This is a genomic window from Bradyrhizobium sp. OAE829, assembly GCF_040546575.1.
GTDB lineage: Bacteria > Pseudomonadota > Alphaproteobacteria > Rhizobiales > Xanthobacteraceae > Bradyrhizobium.
The window spans coordinates 1,077,346-1,092,630 of record NZ_JBEPOE010000001.1 but is presented as its reverse complement, the minus strand read 5'-3'; the positions used below and the strand labels follow the sequence as shown (position 1 = coordinate 1,092,630).

15 protein-coding genes are annotated in these 15,285 nt (G+C 63.3%); 11 read left to right on the top strand and 4 right to left on the bottom strand.

What is annotated here, in order from left to right; translation table 11 throughout:
- The first annotated feature begins 8 nt into the window (after positions 1–8).
- The 3 genes from ABIE49_RS05315 (at position 9) to ABIE49_RS05305 (ending at position 3,242) form a co-directional block, all read left to right on the top strand.
- Positions 9–965 (top strand): hydroxymethylglutaryl-CoA lyase, encoded by a 957-nt coding sequence (locus tag ABIE49_RS05315; protein WP_192733901.1) that lies wholly within the window; start codon positions 9–11, stop codon positions 963–965.
- The gene (locus ABIE49_RS05310; protein ID WP_192733900.1) at positions 965–2,179 is read left to right on the top strand and encodes a CaiB/BaiF CoA transferase family protein; all 1,215 of its coding nucleotides are present in this window, start codon (positions 965–967) and stop codon (positions 2,177–2,179) included. Before ABIE49_RS05315 ends, ABIE49_RS05310 begins: the two co-directional genes overlap by 1 nt.
- A 67-nt stretch (positions 2,180–2,246) precedes the next feature.
- A complete protein-coding gene (locus ABIE49_RS05305; protein ID WP_192733899.1) occupies positions 2,247–3,242 on the top strand; it encodes a Bug family tripartite tricarboxylate transporter substrate binding protein in 996 nt (331 codons plus the stop codon).
- Between the two features lie 21 nt (positions 3,243–3,263).
- Here ABIE49_RS05305 and ABIE49_RS05300 read toward each other — a convergent pair whose 3' ends face one another.
- Positions 3,264–4,199 carry a diacylglycerol kinase catalytic domain-containing protein gene (locus ABIE49_RS05300; RefSeq protein WP_192733898.1) on the bottom strand — a complete coding sequence of 312 codons (936 nt, stop codon included), beginning with the start codon at positions 4,197–4,199 and terminating at the stop codon, positions 3,264–3,266.
- Positions 4,183–5,223, bottom strand: a complete 1,041-nt coding sequence (locus ABIE49_RS05295; RefSeq protein ID WP_192733897.1) for an SPFH domain-containing protein — start codon at positions 5,221–5,223, stop codon at positions 4,183–4,185. Before ABIE49_RS05295 ends, ABIE49_RS05300 begins: the two co-directional genes overlap by 17 nt.
- Positions 5,224–5,327: 104 nt before the next feature.
- Here ABIE49_RS05295 and ABIE49_RS05290 point away from each other — a divergent pair, with 104 nt between their 5' ends.
- The 3 genes from ABIE49_RS05290 (at position 5,328) to ABIE49_RS05280 (ending at position 7,934) form a co-directional block, all read left to right on the top strand.
- Positions 5,328–6,074, top strand: coding sequence for an NUDIX hydrolase (locus tag ABIE49_RS05290; protein WP_192733896.1), 747 nt, complete (start codon positions 5,328–5,330; stop codon positions 6,072–6,074).
- 145 nt (positions 6,075–6,219) lie between these two features.
- The gene (locus tag ABIE49_RS05285; protein WP_192733895.1) at positions 6,220–7,446 is read left to right on the top strand and encodes a CaiB/BaiF CoA transferase family protein; all 1,227 of its coding nucleotides are present in this window, start codon (positions 6,220–6,222) and stop codon (positions 7,444–7,446) included.
- Positions 7,447–7,538: 92 nt separating this feature from the next.
- Complete coding sequence (locus ABIE49_RS05280; protein ID WP_192733894.1) at positions 7,539–7,934, top strand: RidA family protein; 396 nt, start codon at positions 7,539–7,541, stop codon at positions 7,932–7,934.
- 1 nt (position 7,935) lies between these two features.
- Here the strand turns inward: ABIE49_RS05280 and ABIE49_RS05275 are convergent, their stop codons facing one another.
- Positions 7,936–8,628 (bottom strand): TetR/AcrR family transcriptional regulator, encoded by a 693-nt coding sequence (locus ABIE49_RS05275; protein WP_192733893.1) that lies wholly within the window; start codon positions 8,626–8,628, stop codon positions 7,936–7,938.
- Positions 8,629–8,811: 183 nt separating this feature from the next.
- Between ABIE49_RS05275 and ABIE49_RS05270 the strand changes: the two genes are divergently transcribed.
- The 4 genes from ABIE49_RS05270 to ABIE49_RS05255 all read left to right on the top strand — a co-directional run bounded on the left by ABIE49_RS05270 (position 8,812) and on the right by ABIE49_RS05255 (position 12,784).
- The gene (locus ABIE49_RS05270; protein WP_192733892.1) at positions 8,812–10,044 is read left to right on the top strand and encodes an acyl-CoA dehydrogenase family protein; all 1,233 of its coding nucleotides are present in this window, start codon (positions 8,812–8,814) and stop codon (positions 10,042–10,044) included.
- Positions 10,045–10,183: 139 nt separating this feature from the next.
- On the top strand, positions 10,184–11,242 hold the full coding sequence (locus ABIE49_RS05265; protein ID WP_192733891.1) for a phosphotransferase family protein: 1,059 nt from the start codon (positions 10,184–10,186) through the stop codon (positions 11,240–11,242).
- A gap of 185 nt (positions 11,243–11,427) precedes the next feature.
- Positions 11,428–12,339 carry a DMT family transporter gene (locus ABIE49_RS05260; RefSeq protein ID WP_192733890.1) on the top strand — a complete coding sequence of 304 codons (912 nt, stop codon included), beginning with the start codon at positions 11,428–11,430 and terminating at the stop codon, positions 12,337–12,339.
- A 94-nt stretch (positions 12,340–12,433) separates the two neighbouring features.
- Positions 12,434–12,784, top strand: a complete 351-nt coding sequence (locus ABIE49_RS05255) for an NIPSNAP family protein (protein ID WP_192733889.1) — start codon at positions 12,434–12,436, stop codon at positions 12,782–12,784.
- Positions 12,785–13,506: 722 nt separating this feature from the next.
- Here the strand turns inward: ABIE49_RS05255 and ABIE49_RS05250 are convergent.
- On the bottom strand, positions 13,507–14,292 hold the full coding sequence (locus tag ABIE49_RS05250; protein ID WP_192733888.1) for an SDR family NAD(P)-dependent oxidoreductase: 786 nt from the start codon (positions 14,290–14,292) through the stop codon (positions 13,507–13,509).
- A 197-nt stretch (positions 14,293–14,489) separates the two neighbouring features.
- Between ABIE49_RS05250 and ABIE49_RS05245 the strand changes: the two genes are divergently transcribed.
- Positions 14,490–15,218: a histidine phosphatase family protein gene (locus ABIE49_RS05245; RefSeq protein WP_192733887.1), complete on the top strand. Its 729-nt coding sequence runs from the start codon at positions 14,490–14,492 to the stop codon at positions 15,216–15,218.
- The last annotated feature ends 67 nt before the right edge of the window (positions 15,219–15,285 follow it).

Genomic DNA, 15,285 nt, shown 5'->3' with positions numbered 1-15,285 from the left:
CGCAGGGCATGGACCTGCCGAACAGCGTCGTCATCAGCGAAGAGGGGCCGCGCGAAGGCTTTCAGATCGAGCCGGGCCCGATTGCGACCGCGGACAAAATCGCGCTGATCGATGCGCTCTCCAGTTGCGGCCTGCGCCGGATCCAGGTCGCCTCCTTCGTCAACGCCAAGCATGTTCCGGGCTGGGCCGACGCCGAGGCCGTAGTCGATGGGTTCACTGCACGGCAAGGCGTCGAATACTCCGCGCTGTGGTTCAACGAGAGCGGATTGCGGCGCGCGCTCGCGTTCAGGGGGAAGCTGACCCTTGCCGGGTTCATTTCGCTGAGCGCGTCGGAAGCCTTCGCGATCAGGAATCTCAACCGCGATCGCGCCGGACAAGTCGAAGCCATGCGCAAATATGTGCGGGTGCACCAGGAAGCCGGCGTGCCGATCGCCAAGATCATCGTCATGGCCGCCTTCGGCTGCAATTTCGCCGGCGACGTCTCGCCCGCAATGGTCGCCGGGACCGTGGCGGACGGGCTTGCCGTTGCACGCGAATTCGGCGTTGAGGTCCGTGACGTTGCGCTCGCGGATTCCATGGGCTGGGCGACGCCGCGCCGGGTCGCGGCCGCGGTTGGCGCCGTTCGTGACCGCTGGCCGGACTTGCAGATCGCCCTGCATCTGCATGACACGCGCGGGCAGGGTATCGCATGCGCCTATGAAGGATTGAGGCTCGGTGTCACCGCGTTCGACGCGGCGGTGGCGGGGCTCGGCGGTTGTCCGTTTGCCGGCCAACCCGGCGCGCCCGGCAATATCGCCACCGAGGAGCTCGCGCTGCTGTGTGAGGAGATGGGCATCGCGACCGGCCTCGACATCGAGGCGCTGATCGAGGCCGGCCGTCTCGCCGAGCGGATCGTCGGACACCGCCTGCCGAGCGCTGCGCTCCGATCGGGAACGCTGGCTGCATTCAGGGAAAGGGCTGCGTGATGACGGCGTCGAGGCCGCTGGCGGGATTGAAGGTGCTGGATTTCGGCCACACAATCATGGGGCCGTGCGCGGGCGTACTGTTTGCCGATCTCGGCGCCGACGTGATCAAGATTGAGCCTGCCGGTGGCGATCCGACGCGACGCCTGCCGGGTTTTGCCGCCGGATTTTTCGCGACGTATAATCGCAACAAGCGATCGATCGCGATCGACCTGAAGCGGGCCGAGGGGCAGGCGATCGTGCATCGGCTCGTCGGGGACGCCGACGTGGTGCTGGAGAATTTCGGGCCGGGAACCATCGAGCGGCTGAAATGCAGCTGGGATGATCTGCGCCGGATCAATTCACGTCTAGTCTATCTTTCGATGAAGGGTTTCCTGAAAGGCCCGTACGAGAATCGGGGCGCGCTCGATGAAGTCGTGCAGATGCAGTCCGGCCTTGCCTACATGACGGGTCCGCCCGGCCGGCCGCTCCGCGCCGGTGCGCCCGTGATCGACATTCTCGGCGGCGTGTTTGGCGTGGTGGCTGCGCTGGCCGCGCTGCGCGAGCGCGACGCTACGGGCGTCGGGCAGAAGGTCGCCAGCTCCCTGTTTGAAAGCGCGACCTTCATGCTCGGCGCCGTGGTCGTCGGCAGCGCGGTCATCGGCGGTCCGATGCCGCCGATGCCGGCGCGCAAGAATGCCTGGGGTGTCTACGATGTTTTCACCGCGTCCGATGGCGGTCAGGTCTTCATCGGCTGCACCTCGGACGGCCACTGGCAGCGGTTCTGCGAAACGTTCGGCTTCGACGACTGGCGCGATGATATCAGGTTTGCGGGTAACGCCGCCCGCTGCGAAGCGCGCGAGTGGATGCTCCCCGAACTGGAGCGGCGGATCGCGCGGCTGCCGCTCGGCGAAATCCTGGCAAAATGCGAAGCGGCGCGGGTGGCCTATTCGCGGGTTGGCCGGCCCGACGAACTGTCGACCGATCCGCATCTGCTTCACAATGGCGGCTTGCTGGCGACCGCCGTATCGGGACTAGGTGGCGGGCCGCTGGTCGGAATCCCGGCGCTGCCGGTCGAGTTCGGCGAAGCGCGGGAACGGCCCGGCCTCGATCGCCAGCCGCCGCGGATCGGCGAGCACACGGACGAGATTCTGCGAGACGCCGGATATTCGGAGCGCGACATTGAGGATTTGCGCTCGGCCGGCGTGCTGGGCGCGGTCGCGAACGAGCCCGCGTAACAACGAACCAGCGCGGTGGATTCAACTGCGCCTGGATAAAAATGTGATCTCATGGAGGAGGCGGAGCATGACGTCAGGCAAATTGGTGCGAGGCAAAGCCCGTACGCTCGGCGCGGCGCTGGTTACGATGGCGTTGGTCGCGACGGTACAAGTCGCCAACGCGCAGCCATATCCATCGCGATCGATGACCTTCCTGGTGGGTTATTCCGCGGGCGGGCAGGCCGATGCACTGGCCCGGATCATCGGCAAGCAACTCGGCGAGAACCTCAAAGTATCCGTCGTCATCGAGAACAAGACGGGCGCCAATGGCATGATCGCGGCGCAGGCGGCCGCACGCGCCGAGCCCGATGGATACACGATCCTGATGGTGACGGATGCGATGGTGACGATCGATCCGCATCTCGCCACCAGCAAACAGTTCGACCTTTCGGCAGCCTTGGAGCCGGTGATCAGCGTCACCGGGGCGCCATTGCTGCTTGCCGCCAGCATCAATCTGCCGGCCAACTCGGTGGCCGAGCTCGTCGCGCTGGCCAAGCAAAAGACCGTGGAATTAAGTTTTGGCAGTTCAGGCAGCTCCACTCCACATCGTCTCGCCGGCGAGATGTTGCAGAAGGCCGGCGGCTTCACCATGACCCATATTCCATACAAGGGGACGGCGGCTTCGGTGAACGACCTGTTGGGCGGACAGATACCGCTGGTGTTCGGCGCGTACACGGCGGTCGAGCCGCTGGCGGCGGCGGGCAAGATTAAGCTGCTGGGCGTTACCTCGGAGAAGCGCGACCCGCTGCTCCCCAACGTGCCGGCGATCAGCGAGACTTTCCCGGGTTTCAAGATCACCAGCTACATCGGATTCATGCTGCCGAAGAACACGCCAAAGGCGGTGATCGATACCTTGAACAAGGAGGTGAATCAGGTCCTTGCGACGGACACGATGCGCGCCTGGCTGGCCAAGCAGGGCATGGCCGCGATCGGTGGTACGGCTGATGATTTCAAGCGGCAGATCGATATCGACTATCGGGCGCGTGGTGAGCTTGTCCGGGCTCTCGGCATTGCCGCCGAGTGAGCCGGAAGGTAGCGGATCGCATCACACGATGAGCCGGCCGACCCGATCGGCGACCGTGATCTGCGCCTCGGTCCCCGAATTGAACTCCAGGCGGTCGGCTTCGATGCCGTCGCTGAAGATGACGCCGTTTTCCGGCATCAGGGAGCGGACGCTGAGCCGTTCGGATCCTGTCAGTTCGCCATAGACCAGATTGACCTGCGAGGTGCGGCTTGGAAACGGCTCGCGCACGGCGAAGCGCAATGCGTTGCAATCCCAGGCCTGCGCTGAATAGGACGCGGGCGCGGTCTGGCCGCCGAACGCGCCGGCAATGGCGAGCGAACCGGTGACGATGCTCTTGAACCACGCCGTCGAGCCGAGGCCGGTTGAGACGATCAGGCCGCTCGACGACTGCGTCTCCCTGTGCGCGCCGGCTGCGATTTCATAGACGGCTGAAATGTGCGTGCGCGCGCCGATGAAGAGCTCGTTGACGGCATGGAGCACCTGACCGTTGGTCAGCGTGGCCCTGGCCATGGTCACCGCCTTGAAGCCGCGCTTGTCGGCGGCGACCTCGCGCAGCAGGGCAGGGAGGTCGTCAGGCACGAACGGCAGCAGGATGCCGTCGTAACGCCTTGCGTCCGGGTTGAGGCCGATCAGCGGGTGGCCGTCGAGATATTTCATGGTGTTGGCGACCACGCCGTCCTGGCCGAGCGCGACCACGATGTCGGCGGGGCCGAACAGGAAGTTGGGCAAGAAACTCCGGTCGATGATCTGGTAGCGGCCCCATTGCTCCAGCGTCTGCACGGTGCGGTGCCGCTCTGACTGATAGACGTCGTGCTCGCGCTGATAGTCGGAGAAGTCGGCGCCGAGATGCTCGACATAGAATCTGGCTTGCGCGGCCGTGAGATATTTCGCGATCAGATCTTCCAGCCGCGTCTTGCGGGTGACCAGCACCACCTTGCGGTCATTGGCGGCGGGCATGTGCGGTCTCCCTGGGCTTCTCCATCAGCGCGTTGAGCAGTTCCGGCGAGACGTTCAACTGGCCGATCCGCTCGGCCTTTTCGGCGATCCCGCCGAACGCCTGCGCGATCAACTGGCCGGGCTGCATGCCGGCAGAAGCGAGCGCCTGGATCACCCTGGTATCGACGCCCTCAAAAATCTTCATCAGCGCGCCGACGCGGTAAGCCTCGGCGTCCGCCAGCGTCCTGGTATTTTCCGCGTTGAGCGCCACGAAGTCCCCGCGCTTGGCTTCCAGCGTGATGTCGGCGACCATGCCGGCTTCGCGCAGCTCGTTCTGCTTGGCGACCACGCTGGCCTCGGCGTCCATCTGGGTCTCGCGGATCGAACGCTTCTTCTGCTCGACGGCGATTTCGGTGTCGAGTTCGCTCTCGCGGATGGCGCGTTCCTGTTCCACCGCGAAATTGCGCCGGGCGAAGATCGCCTCGTCGGCGTTTCGCAGGATGGCCTCGCGCGCCTCGGCTTCGAGCGCCTTGGCCGTGTCCGGCGTCGGCTTGATCGCGCGGATCGATACGCCGAGGATTTCCAGCCCGAGCGAAGCGATGTCGGCGCGGCTCTTGAGTCCGGTTGCGATAATGTCGGCGATCCGGTCGGAGGCCTGCAGCGCTTCCTTCAGCGTCAGGTCCTTCACCACCTGCTGCGCCAGCACCTCGACGGTGCCGAGGATCCGCAGCGGCAGTCTCTCGGGGTCGTCGGACTCGTAATTCTTGCCGTCCTTCTTGAGCGTGAAATTGAGCATGGCGGCGGCCCGCTTGGGATCACTGACGCGATAGGTGACGTGGCCCTGGATAGTGAGGGCCTGAAAGTCGCGGGCGATCTGCTCGAAGATGAAGGCGGCGTCGCGGCTGCCGATCGGCACCGCGACCAGCGACGTGACCGGGGAGTAATAAAACCCCGAGAGGCCCGCGCCTTCCTGAGTCACGGCGCCGCCGCGGTATTTCATCAGATAGGTGGTCGGCTGTGCCTTGATGAACCGGATGCCGAACATGGCGTGTACCCCTTCTAGTTCGTTCGTAAGTGTGTCTGGACAACTAAGTAAGTTGGACAGTACAACTAAGTGTGCTATTGTCAAGCCCAACGGCAAGAGGGTTCATGGACACGGATTCGGGCATGGAACAGGGACGGGGAACAAAGTCGGGCAGAGGAGGGCTGGATTTTCCGCGGCCGTTGACGACGGTCGACGTCGTCATCTTCGCCGTGCGGGACGACGCGCTCCAGGTCCTGCTGGTTCAGCGCCCGGCAAATGAGGGCGAGCCGTTTCCGGATTCCTGGGCATTGCCGGGCGGGTTCGTGGACACCGACCGGGATCGCGACCTCGAGGCCTGTGCGGTCCGCAAGCTCAGGGAAAAAACCGGCATGGTCAGTCCATACCTCGAACAATTGGGGAGTTGGGGCAGCGCCGGCCGCGATCCCCGCGGCTGGTCGGCAACCCACGCCTATTTCGCGCTGATGCCCGATCTGCCCGCGAGCGGCCCCGGCGCCGCCGACGCGCGGTGGTTTGCCGTGGGTTCGGGCAAGCCAAGGGTCAGGCTTGCGTTCGACCACGCCGAGATTCTGGAGGCGGCGGTCCAGCGCCTGCGCAACAAGGTCGAGTACACCTCGCTGCCGGCCTATCTGATGCCGCCGGAATTCACCCTGCCGGACCTGCAGCGGGTCTATGAGATCGTGCTCGACCGCCCGCTGGAGAAAAGCGCGTTCCGCACCCGGATGCTGGCGGCGGACCTGATCGAGCCGGTGGCCAAAATGCGCAAGGGGCCGAACCGGCCGGCCCAGCTATACCGGCTGAAGAAGGCCAGGTCCCCGGTGTTTTTTGCGCGGACATTCAACGCGCCGGGCTGAGGCGTTTCGGCGCGCCATCAGCCACAGGCGGATACCTGCATGCCGCGAATGCAGGGCTCATGGCCGCAAAATAGTGTATCGGCTGGGCATCGCGCGCCGGGGGACGTTCCGGCGCCACCAAATCAAAAGTTTCGGAGGAAGTTTCATGTCGGCTCTGCCACTCAAAGGCATCAAGATTCTCGACCTGACGCGGGTGCTGGCGGGGCCCTTGTCGGCGCAGATGCTGGGCGATCTCGGGGCCGAGGTGATCAAGATCGAGCGTCCCGGCGGCGGCGACGACGCGCGCGCCTTCGGCCCGCCCTACCTGCAGGACCCCGAAGGCAAGGCCAATAACAACAACTCGTTCTATCTGTGCGCCAACCGCAACAAGAAGTCGGTCACGGTCAACATCGCCTCGCCGGAAGGCCAGGACATCATTCGTGAGCTCGCAAAATCCTGCGACGTGATGATGGAGAACTACAAGGTCGGCGACCTCAAGCGCTACCGGCTGGATTATGAATCGATCAAGGCGATCAATCCCGGCATCATCTATTGCTCGGTGACCGGTTTCGGCCAGACCGGGCCTTACGCGCCGCGCGCCGGCTACGACGCCATCCTGCAGGCGATGGGCGGCCTGATGAGCGTCACCGGTCATATCGACGGCGAACCCGGCGAGGGGCCGATGAAGGTCGGCCCGTCGATCGTCGACTACATGACCGGCATGAACACCTCGATCGGCATTCTCTCGGCGCTGTTTCACCGCAAGGTCAATGGCGGGGAGGGGCAGCATGTCGACGTCTGCCTGTTCGACACCGTGATCGCCTCGCTGTCGCACTGGTTGCAGATCTACCTCGTCAACGGCGTGACGCCGCCGCGGCGCGGCACCTGGGGCAATGGCGGCATGCCGGCCGGCGTGTTCCGCGCCATCGATGGTGAATTGATGCTGGTGGTCGGCAATGACGGCCAGTTCGCGCGCACCTGCGCCGTGCTGGGCGCTCCCGAGCTCGCGACCGATCCAAAATTCCTCAAGAACAACGACCGCGTCGTGCACGGCAAGGAGATCATGGCGATCTTCGCCGGACTGTTCCTGAAGAAGCCGGTGGCGTACTGGCTGGACGAATTGGAAAAGGCCGGCGTGCCCTCCGGTCCGATCAACAATTTCGAGCAGGTGTTTTCCGATCCGCATGTCCAGTCGCGCGGCATGCGGGTCAAGGTCGAGCATCCCTTCGAACCGGAACTGTCGTTGATCCGCAATGCCATCTCGTTCTCCGGCACGCCGGTGAAGGAGTATCGCGCGCCACCGCTGCTCGGCGCACACACCAGGGAAGTGCTGGCGACGATCGGTTATGACGACGCCAAGGTCGAGGCGCTGAAGGCGCAGAAGATCGTCTAGGCGATACAGCAACACTTCGATCACCTTCGAAGCATGATCGCGGCGCAAGACGTTAGTCTTGCGCTGTCGATCCGCCAAATGAAGGTGCCGTCATGAAAAGAGAAGCTCTCCGCGTCGAACCGATCTCCTCTTTTCTCGAGAAATGGGGAACGCCTCCGGCATCGCCGGTGACGCGCGCCGGCAACATGATCTTTGTCTCCGGCCTGCCGCCGTTCGATCCCCAGACCGGCGAAATCCTCAGCGTTCCGATCGAGCGCCAGACCGAACTGGTTCTCGAGCAGATGAAACGCTGTCTGGAGGCCGCGGGCGCATCGCTGGACAATGTGATGAAGTGCAACGTCTACTGCACCTCAGCCAGGCACTTTGCGGCCGTCAATTCGGTCTACCGGCGCTACTTTCCGCAGGATCCGCCGGCCCGCATCTTCGTTTGCATCCCGGAATGGACCGGGCCGTTCGATATCGAGATCGATTGCGTGGCGATGACGTAGCTCACAGGTCCTGCCGGGTCAGCCGGCCATACGGCGGCGCCATGGACCGGGCCGGCGCTTTCTTCGCAGGCTCGCCGCCTGTCAGCGCCATTACCGACACCGTGACCACGCGTTCGACGATCGCATTCACGTCGTTGAGGTCGCATTGGCCTTCCGACAGTTTCGTCAGCCGCTCTTTTTCGCGGATCGTGTGGTGCGACATCGCGAGCGCAAAATGCAGGCCCCAATAGAGCTCGGCATCGTCGCGGCCGGGCAGGGAGCGGCGCATCGCGGCGACGAATTTCCGCAAATGATCGACCTCGCGGTTCTTGATGCGGCGGATCGGCGGCACTGACTCGATCGACGCGCGGATCATGAAGCGCGCCGCGGTCGAGCCTTCGCGGTCCGGACCGAGGCAGCCGCGCAAGGTCGGGCCGACCAGCGCGTGCATGATGGCCTCGATCGAGGCGCGGCCGCCGCCGGCTTCCTCGGCGGCCTTCAGTTCGTTGAGCCGCTCGCGGTTGGTGGCGAGGCTGCGGGTCACGAACAATTCCGCGATCAACTCGTCCTTCGAACCGAAATGATAATTCACCGCGGCGAGATTGACGTTCGCCTCGGCAACGATGTCGCGCAATGTCACATCGCCAAAACCGCGATCGGCGTAGAGCCGTTCGGCGGCGGCGAGAATGGCGGAGCGGGTATGATCGGACGCCATATCTGGTCCCCTGTTGGGGAGTTGCATTTCAAACGCGTGTATGAAACTATCGTTTGAAGGGCGGGAAATGTCAATCCACCTCGGCTCGTGCATCAGCAAATCTCTTGCGGCGCAGGAGGGGTGGGCAGACAGTGCCGCCAAAGGTTTCAAAAGCCAGCGAATGTATTCAGAAGGGAGCGTCCCATGGACTTCAATATGTCAGAACGCCAGACCGAATGGCTCAACCGCGTTCGTTCGTTCATGAAAACGCATGTTCGGCCCGCGGTGCCGATCTACGACAAGCAGGATGCGGAGGGACCGCGCTGGAAGGTGATCCCGATCCTCGAGGATCTGAAGAAGAAGGCCAAGGCCGAAGGCCTCTGGAACATGTTCATGCCGCCGAACGCGCATGAGGATGACGAATTCCGCGGCGCGGGATTGACCAACCTCGAATATGCGTTGCTGTCGGAAGAGATGGGCCGCATCTCCTGGGCTTCGGAGGTGTTCAATTGTTCCGCCCCGGATACCGGTAACATGGAAGTGTTTATCCGCTACGGCACCAAGGAGCAAAAGCGGAAGTGGCTGCGGCCGCTGATGGACGGTGAAATCCGTTCCGCCTTCCTGATGACCGAGCCCGCGGTGGCGTCGTCGGACGCGACCAACATCGAAACGCGCATCGAAAAGGATGGCGACCACTACGTCATCAACGGCCGCAAATGGTGGTCGTCGGGCGTCGGCGACCCCCGCTGCAAGATCGCGATCCTGATGGGCAAGACCGATCCGAGCGCGGCGAAACACAAGGCGCAGTCGCAGATCCTGGTTCCGCTCGATACCCCCGGCATCAAGGTCGAGAAAATGCTTCCGGTGTTCGGCTATGACGATGCGCCGCACGGCCACGCCCAGGTGCTGCTGGAAAACGTCCGGGTCCCCGCGGAAAACATCCTGCTCGGCGAGGGCCGTGGTTTCGAGATCGCGCAGGGCCGTCTTGGTCCGGGCCGCATCCATCACTGCATGCGCACCATCGGCAAGGCCGAGGAAGCGCTCGAGAAGATGGTGAAGCGGCTGGCCTCGCGCACCGCGTTCGGCAAGAAGATCATCGAGCACTCGGTGTGGGAGCAACGTATCGGCGAAGCGCGCGCCGACATCGAGATGAATCGCCTGCTGTGCCTCAAGGCTGCCGACATGATGGACAAGGTCGGCAACAAGACGGCACAGGCCGAGATCGCAATGATCAAGGTCACCGCGCCCAACATGGCCTTGAAGATCATCGACAATGCCATCCAGTCCTATGGCGGCGCCGGTGTGTCCGACGAAGCCGGCCTGGCGAAGGATTATGCCCATATCCGTACGCTCCGCCTGGCTGACGGTCCGGACGAGGTCCACAATCGCGCCATTGCCAGACTTGAACTTCGGAAGTATGCAAACACGTCGCACTAATTAAGCAGGCGAGAGCGAACGTGCTCTCACAGCCGTCATTCCGGGGCGCGCGAAGCGCGAACCCGGAATCTCGAGGTTCCGGGTCCGGTCCTTCGGACCATCCCGGAACGACGGATAAGAAACTTAGGGGAGCGTCATCGTGGCGGACGGCGTCAGGAAAGACGAAGAGTTTTCAGGCACCAAGGAAGTCGAGGAGCGTCATCGCATCGATGAGACGCGCCTCGATGCGTGGATGCGCGAAAACGTTGAAGGCTATCAGGGACCGCTGACCGTCCTGCAGTTCAAGGGCGGCCAGTCCAACCCGACCTACCGGCTCGATACGCCCGGACGATCCTATGTGATGCGCCGCCGGCCGTTCGGCAAATTGCTGCCGTCGGCGCATGCGGTGGATCGCGAATTCCGCGTCATCGCCGCGCTGAGCAAGCAGGGGTTTCCGGTTGCAAAGGCCTATGCGCTCTGCACCGACGACGGCGTGATCGGCTCGGCCTTCTACATCATGTCGATGGAAGAGGGGCGGGTGCTGTGGGATCCCACGCTGCCGACCCAGACGCCGGGCGATCGCTACAAGATTTTCACCAGCAAGATCGAGACGCTTGCAAGACTGCATCTGTTCGATCCGCAGGCGATCGGCCTCGGCGATTTCGGCAAGCCCGGCAATTATTTTGCGCGGCAGGTCGATCGCTGGACCAAGCAATACCGCGCCTCCGAGACCCAGCACATTCCGGAATTCGAAAAGCTCGCCGAATGGCTGCCGAAGACGGTGCCGGAGCAGAAGCGCGTGTCGATCGTCCATGGCGACTACCGCCTCGACAATATGATCTTCCACGCCACCGAGCCGCGCGTGCAGGCGGTGCTGGACTGGGAATTGTCGACGCTCGGCGATCCCATGGCCGACTTCACTTACCTCCTGATGCAATGGACCATGCCGGGCCTCGCCAACGCCGATCTGAAGGCGCTGAACATCCCGAGCATGGAAGCGGCCGCGCAGATCTACTGCAACGTGACCGGTACCGAGGTTCCCGACCTGAACTGGTACTTCTCCTACAATCTGTTCCGCCTTGCAGGCATCACGCAGGGTATTGCTGGCCGGATCCGCGACGGCACCGCGGCCAACGCCAAGGCCATCGAGTCGGCGAAGCGCACGGTGCCGCTGTCGCAGGCTTCCTGGGAATACGCGCAGAAGGCCGGCGCGAAATAATTTGAAACATGGCGCGGTCCGGATGGGCCGCGCCATGTTTCATTCATTGCATCCGTAGCCAGACCCTCATGGTGAGGAGGGGCGAAGCGCCGTCTCGAACCACGAGGCCCCGCTCTCGCTCGCGGCCATCCTTCGAGACGCTTGCTTCGCAAGCTCCTCAGGATGAGGTTCAACTGGAATCCATCTTGGCTCTCTCCCCAAATATCCGTGGCAGCCTGATCATGGCCACCGCCATGGCCGCTTTCACGATCAATGACTCCATCACCAAGGCGGTGTCGGCTGAAATCAATTTCGGCCAGGTGATGCTGGTGCGTGGCCTGTTCGCGATCGTGCTGGTCGCAGCGCTCGCATTGCATCAGCGCGCGTTGCGCCCGTTGCGCACGGTGATGACCGCGCCGGTCGCGCTGCGCGTTGTCGGCGAGGTCGGCGGCACGATATCGTTCATGGCGGCGCTCACGCATCTGCCGCTGGCCAATACGTCGGCGATCTTTCAGGCCTTGCCGCTGGCCATCACGCTCGGCGCGGCGCTGGTGTTTCGCGAGCCGGTCGGCTGGCGACGCTGGCTGGCGATCGCGGCCGGTTTTGTCGGCATGCTCATCATCGTGCGGCCGGGCATCGCGGGCTTCAACCAGTTTTCGCTGCTGGCGCTGGTCTCGGTGGCGTTCTGCGCCCTGCGCGACCTCTCGACCAAGAAAATCCCCGCGCAAATCCCCTCGCTGTTCATCACGCTGTTGATGACGGTGACGGTGACATCGGCCGGCGCGGTCATCCTGTTTCCGCTCGGCGGCTGGACGCCGCCGTCCAATCACGCGCTGGGCATGCTGGCGCTGGCGGCGGTGCTGGTGCTGATCGGCTATCAATGCATGATCGTGGCGTTGCGATCGGGCGATATCTCGGCGGTGGCGCCGTTCCGCTATTCGGCGCTGCTGTGGGCCATGCTGCTCGGCTATTTCATGTTCGGCGACAAGCCCGACGGCATGATGTTGCTCGGCGCCTCGATCATCGTCTCGTCCGGGCTCTACGCGTTCTACCGCGAACGGGTCCGCGCCCGGCCGGTGGCGGCCAGCACGTCAGGCATTCCGCCCGACGGGCTGTGAGCGTCGCGTTGTTTGATGGAACCGATCGCGGGATGGCCGGGCAATTGACAGGCAACAGCGCGATCATATCTCCCGCGCAAGAGGAGATCTGATCATGATCCAGCAACTTCGCATCTATGAGATCTTCGAACGGAACAAGGCCGCGTTCCATAACCGGTTTCGCGATCACGCGGCGCGTATCATGCGCACCAAATACGGCTTTCGGATCGTCGCGATGTGGGAAACCAAATTCGGTGACAGAACCGAATTTGCCTATCTGTTGGAATGGCCCGACGAGGCGACCAGGACCGCGGCATGGTCGGACTTCATGGCGGACACCGAATGGTCCGATATCAAGCGCGTGACGCATGCGGAGCACGGACTGATGGTCGGCCAGATCGAGGATCGCTTGCTGGCGCCGGTGGATTATTCGCCGGTGAAAGGGAGTTTGCTGCCGGCTTCCTGACACGCGCTACTGCGCTCATCGTCATTCCCCGATGCGCAATTGCGCATCGGGGAATGACGGCGGATGGATTGCTCGCGCTGCGACAAATTAACCCGACGGGCAAAATTCCGCTTTCCTCGTCGGGCAAATCAGCGGTTTGAATTGTCGCGTTCCGCCCGACAAGAGGGGCGTGCGCACGTCACGAACGCGCGGCGGGATGCGGTGGACGCTGGTTCACGTCTGACGACGGCGTGTATTTAGCGTACGGCAAAACCGTGTGGTCCTGGCGCCCGTTGCAGGCGTCAAGCTGTCGGAGAAGCGCAAGCGGAAACGGCAGCGACGGAGTCAACCAAGAACTCGTCTCCGGGGAGAGCGCGGCATAAGCCGTAAAGCCATTGCGCAGGGAAGGCCGGGTGTTCACCGCTGCCCTGTATGCTCGTGTGCAGCCTACTTAGTGCAAACCGCACGCGAGACCGCGGGTGCAGCGCGCACCCGGTCTTCCCTGCGCCCTCTTATTTCGAGGGCAAGGAATTTCTGGCAAAGCTCGGGCGCAATGCGTCGCGAGAAGGCGAACTCATATCCCCGTCGTCCCGGACAAGCGAAGCGCGATCCGGGACCCATAACCACAGGGAGAAGTTTTGCGAACGGTCTCCGCTACCGAGTCTTCACTGAGCGATCACGCGGTATGGGGTCCCGGCCTTCGCCGGGACGACGCGTTGATGGAGGAGTTGGGGACGCAGCAATCAAACCGGCTTGCCCGTATACGGCATCGAGGCCGTCAAACCGCCGTCGACCGGGATCGCCTGGCCGTTGACATAGGACGCGTCGTCGCTGGCGAGGAACAGTCCCATCGCGGCGAGTTCATGCGGCTGGCCGGCGCGCTTCAGTGGGTTGAGCTGGCCGATCTTGTCCTGGGTGCCGCGCTCCTTGGCGCGGTCGAACACCGGCTTGGTCATGCCGGTTTCGATCAGGCCCGGACAGACTGCATTGATGCGCACGCCGGTGCCGGACAGCGAATAGGCCGTGGTCTGCACCAGGCTGATCACGCCGGCCTTGCTCGCGCCATAGGGATGTCCGCTGGCGCCGGCCTTGAGACCTGCGACGGAAGCGGTGCAGACGATCGAGCCCGACTTCTGCCTGATCATGTGCGGCATCGAATGCTTGATTGCGAGGAACGGTCCGATCAGGTTGATGCGCAGCACTTCCTGCCAGTGCTCCACCGTCTGTTCGGGAATTGGAACCAGCCCGCCGCTGACACCGGCATTGGCCCAGATCGCATCGAGCTTGCCGTATTTCGAGACCGCCTTGTCGATGAAGGCCTTCACGTCGGCTTCCGATCCCGCATCCGCCATCACGGCCTCGACAATGCCGCCGGCGTCGCTGACGAGCTTTGCGGTTTCCTTCACCGCTTCGCTGCGATCGACCGCAATCAGTTTTGCGCCTTCCCTGGTGAACAACAAGGAGGCTGCGCGTCCGATGCCGCTGCCTGCGCCGGTGATGATGACGGATTTGCCTTCGAGGCGGCCCATGAGTTCCTCCCTAGTGTGGACGTGGTTATAGCGTTTTCAAGCGAAGTGGCTACCGGTTCGCGTGAAGAAAACGCGTCAGACATAGATACGCTTGCCGCCTTGCGGAATTTCAAACAAGATTTCAAACGCTGAAGTCACTTGAGACGTTGCGTGCTCTGACGTACAGCGACAGTGAACACTATTGAAGGGTGCCAGCGATGTCCAATACCGACAAATCAGTAGCTGCTCCGAAGGCAGGAGTGGTTACCACACGCTGGTGGTGGGTGCGGCATGCGCCGGTCCGCGAGGATGGCGGCTGCATCTACGGGCAAAAGGATCTGGGCTGCGATACCAGCGATCGCGTGGTGTTCGACGCGGTCGGAAAAATCCTGCCGCGCAACGCGGTCTGGTATTCAAGCAACCTGAAGCGCACGCATCAGACCGCGGACGCGATCTGGGCCGCCGGATTTCCGAGGCCCGCCGACATGCCGCACATCAAGGACTTTGCCGAACAGCATCTCGGCGAATGGCAGGGCATGAATCGCGCAGCGTTTCTGGCCAGCCGTCCCGCCGGCAGCCATTGGTTCGCGGCGATCGACGAACCCGCGCCCGGCGGCGAAAGTTTCATGGATCTCTACAACCGTGTCTGCGGCGCGATCGAGCGCATCACCAGGGAGCATGCCGGCAAGGACGTGATTGCCGTAACCCATGGCGGAACGATCAAGGCCGCGGTCGGTCTTGCGCTCGGCGGCTTGCCGGAAAAGGGCCTCGCCTTCGACATCGATAATTGCTCGGTGACGCGGCTCGATCACGTCGCAAGCGAGAACCATGCGATCTGGCGGCTGCCGATGGTCAACCAGCAGCCGTGGATTGCGGACGCCTCGCACAATGCGATGCATCAGCCGGCCGGGCCGGAGATCGTGCCGCCGGCGACGAAGCTTGCGTAAGGCGTCATTCTCCGATGTGCAATTGCACATCGTAGTTCGATGCTTCGCATCGCCCGGGAATGACGTT

Coding starts and splice junctions, on each gene's coding strand:
- ABIE49_RS05315 (WP_192733901.1), top strand. CDS start 9: ATGGACCTGCCGAACAGCGTCGTCATCAGCGAAGAGGGGCCGCGCGAA.
- ABIE49_RS05310 (WP_192733900.1), top strand. CDS start 965: ATGACGGCGTCGAGGCCGCTGGCGGGATTGAAGGTGCTGGATTTCGGC.
- ABIE49_RS05305 (WP_192733899.1), top strand. CDS start 2,247: ATGACGTCAGGCAAATTGGTGCGAGGCAAAGCCCGTACGCTCGGCGCG.
- ABIE49_RS05300 (WP_192733898.1), bottom strand. CDS start 4,199: ATGCCCGCCGCCAATGACCGCAAGGTGGTGCTGGTCACCCGCAAGACG.
- ABIE49_RS05295 (WP_192733897.1), bottom strand. CDS start 5,223: ATGTTCGGCATCCGGTTCATCAAGGCACAGCCGACCACCTATCTGATG.
- ABIE49_RS05290 (WP_192733896.1), top strand. CDS start 5,328: ATGGACACGGATTCGGGCATGGAACAGGGACGGGGAACAAAGTCGGGC.
- ABIE49_RS05285 (WP_192733895.1), top strand. CDS start 6,220: ATGTCGGCTCTGCCACTCAAAGGCATCAAGATTCTCGACCTGACGCGG.
- ABIE49_RS05280 (WP_192733894.1), top strand. CDS start 7,539: ATGAAAAGAGAAGCTCTCCGCGTCGAACCGATCTCCTCTTTTCTCGAG.
- ABIE49_RS05275 (WP_192733893.1), bottom strand. CDS start 8,628: ATGGCGTCCGATCATACCCGCTCCGCCATTCTCGCCGCCGCCGAACGG.
- ABIE49_RS05270 (WP_192733892.1), top strand. CDS start 8,812: ATGGACTTCAATATGTCAGAACGCCAGACCGAATGGCTCAACCGCGTT.
- ABIE49_RS05255 (WP_192733889.1), top strand. CDS start 12,434: ATGATCCAGCAACTTCGCATCTATGAGATCTTCGAACGGAACAAGGCC.
- ABIE49_RS05250 (WP_192733888.1), bottom strand. CDS start 14,292: ATGGGCCGCCTCGAAGGCAAATCCGTCATCATCACCGGCGCAGGCAGC.
- ABIE49_RS05245 (WP_192733887.1), top strand. CDS start 14,490: ATGTCCAATACCGACAAATCAGTAGCTGCTCCGAAGGCAGGAGTGGTT.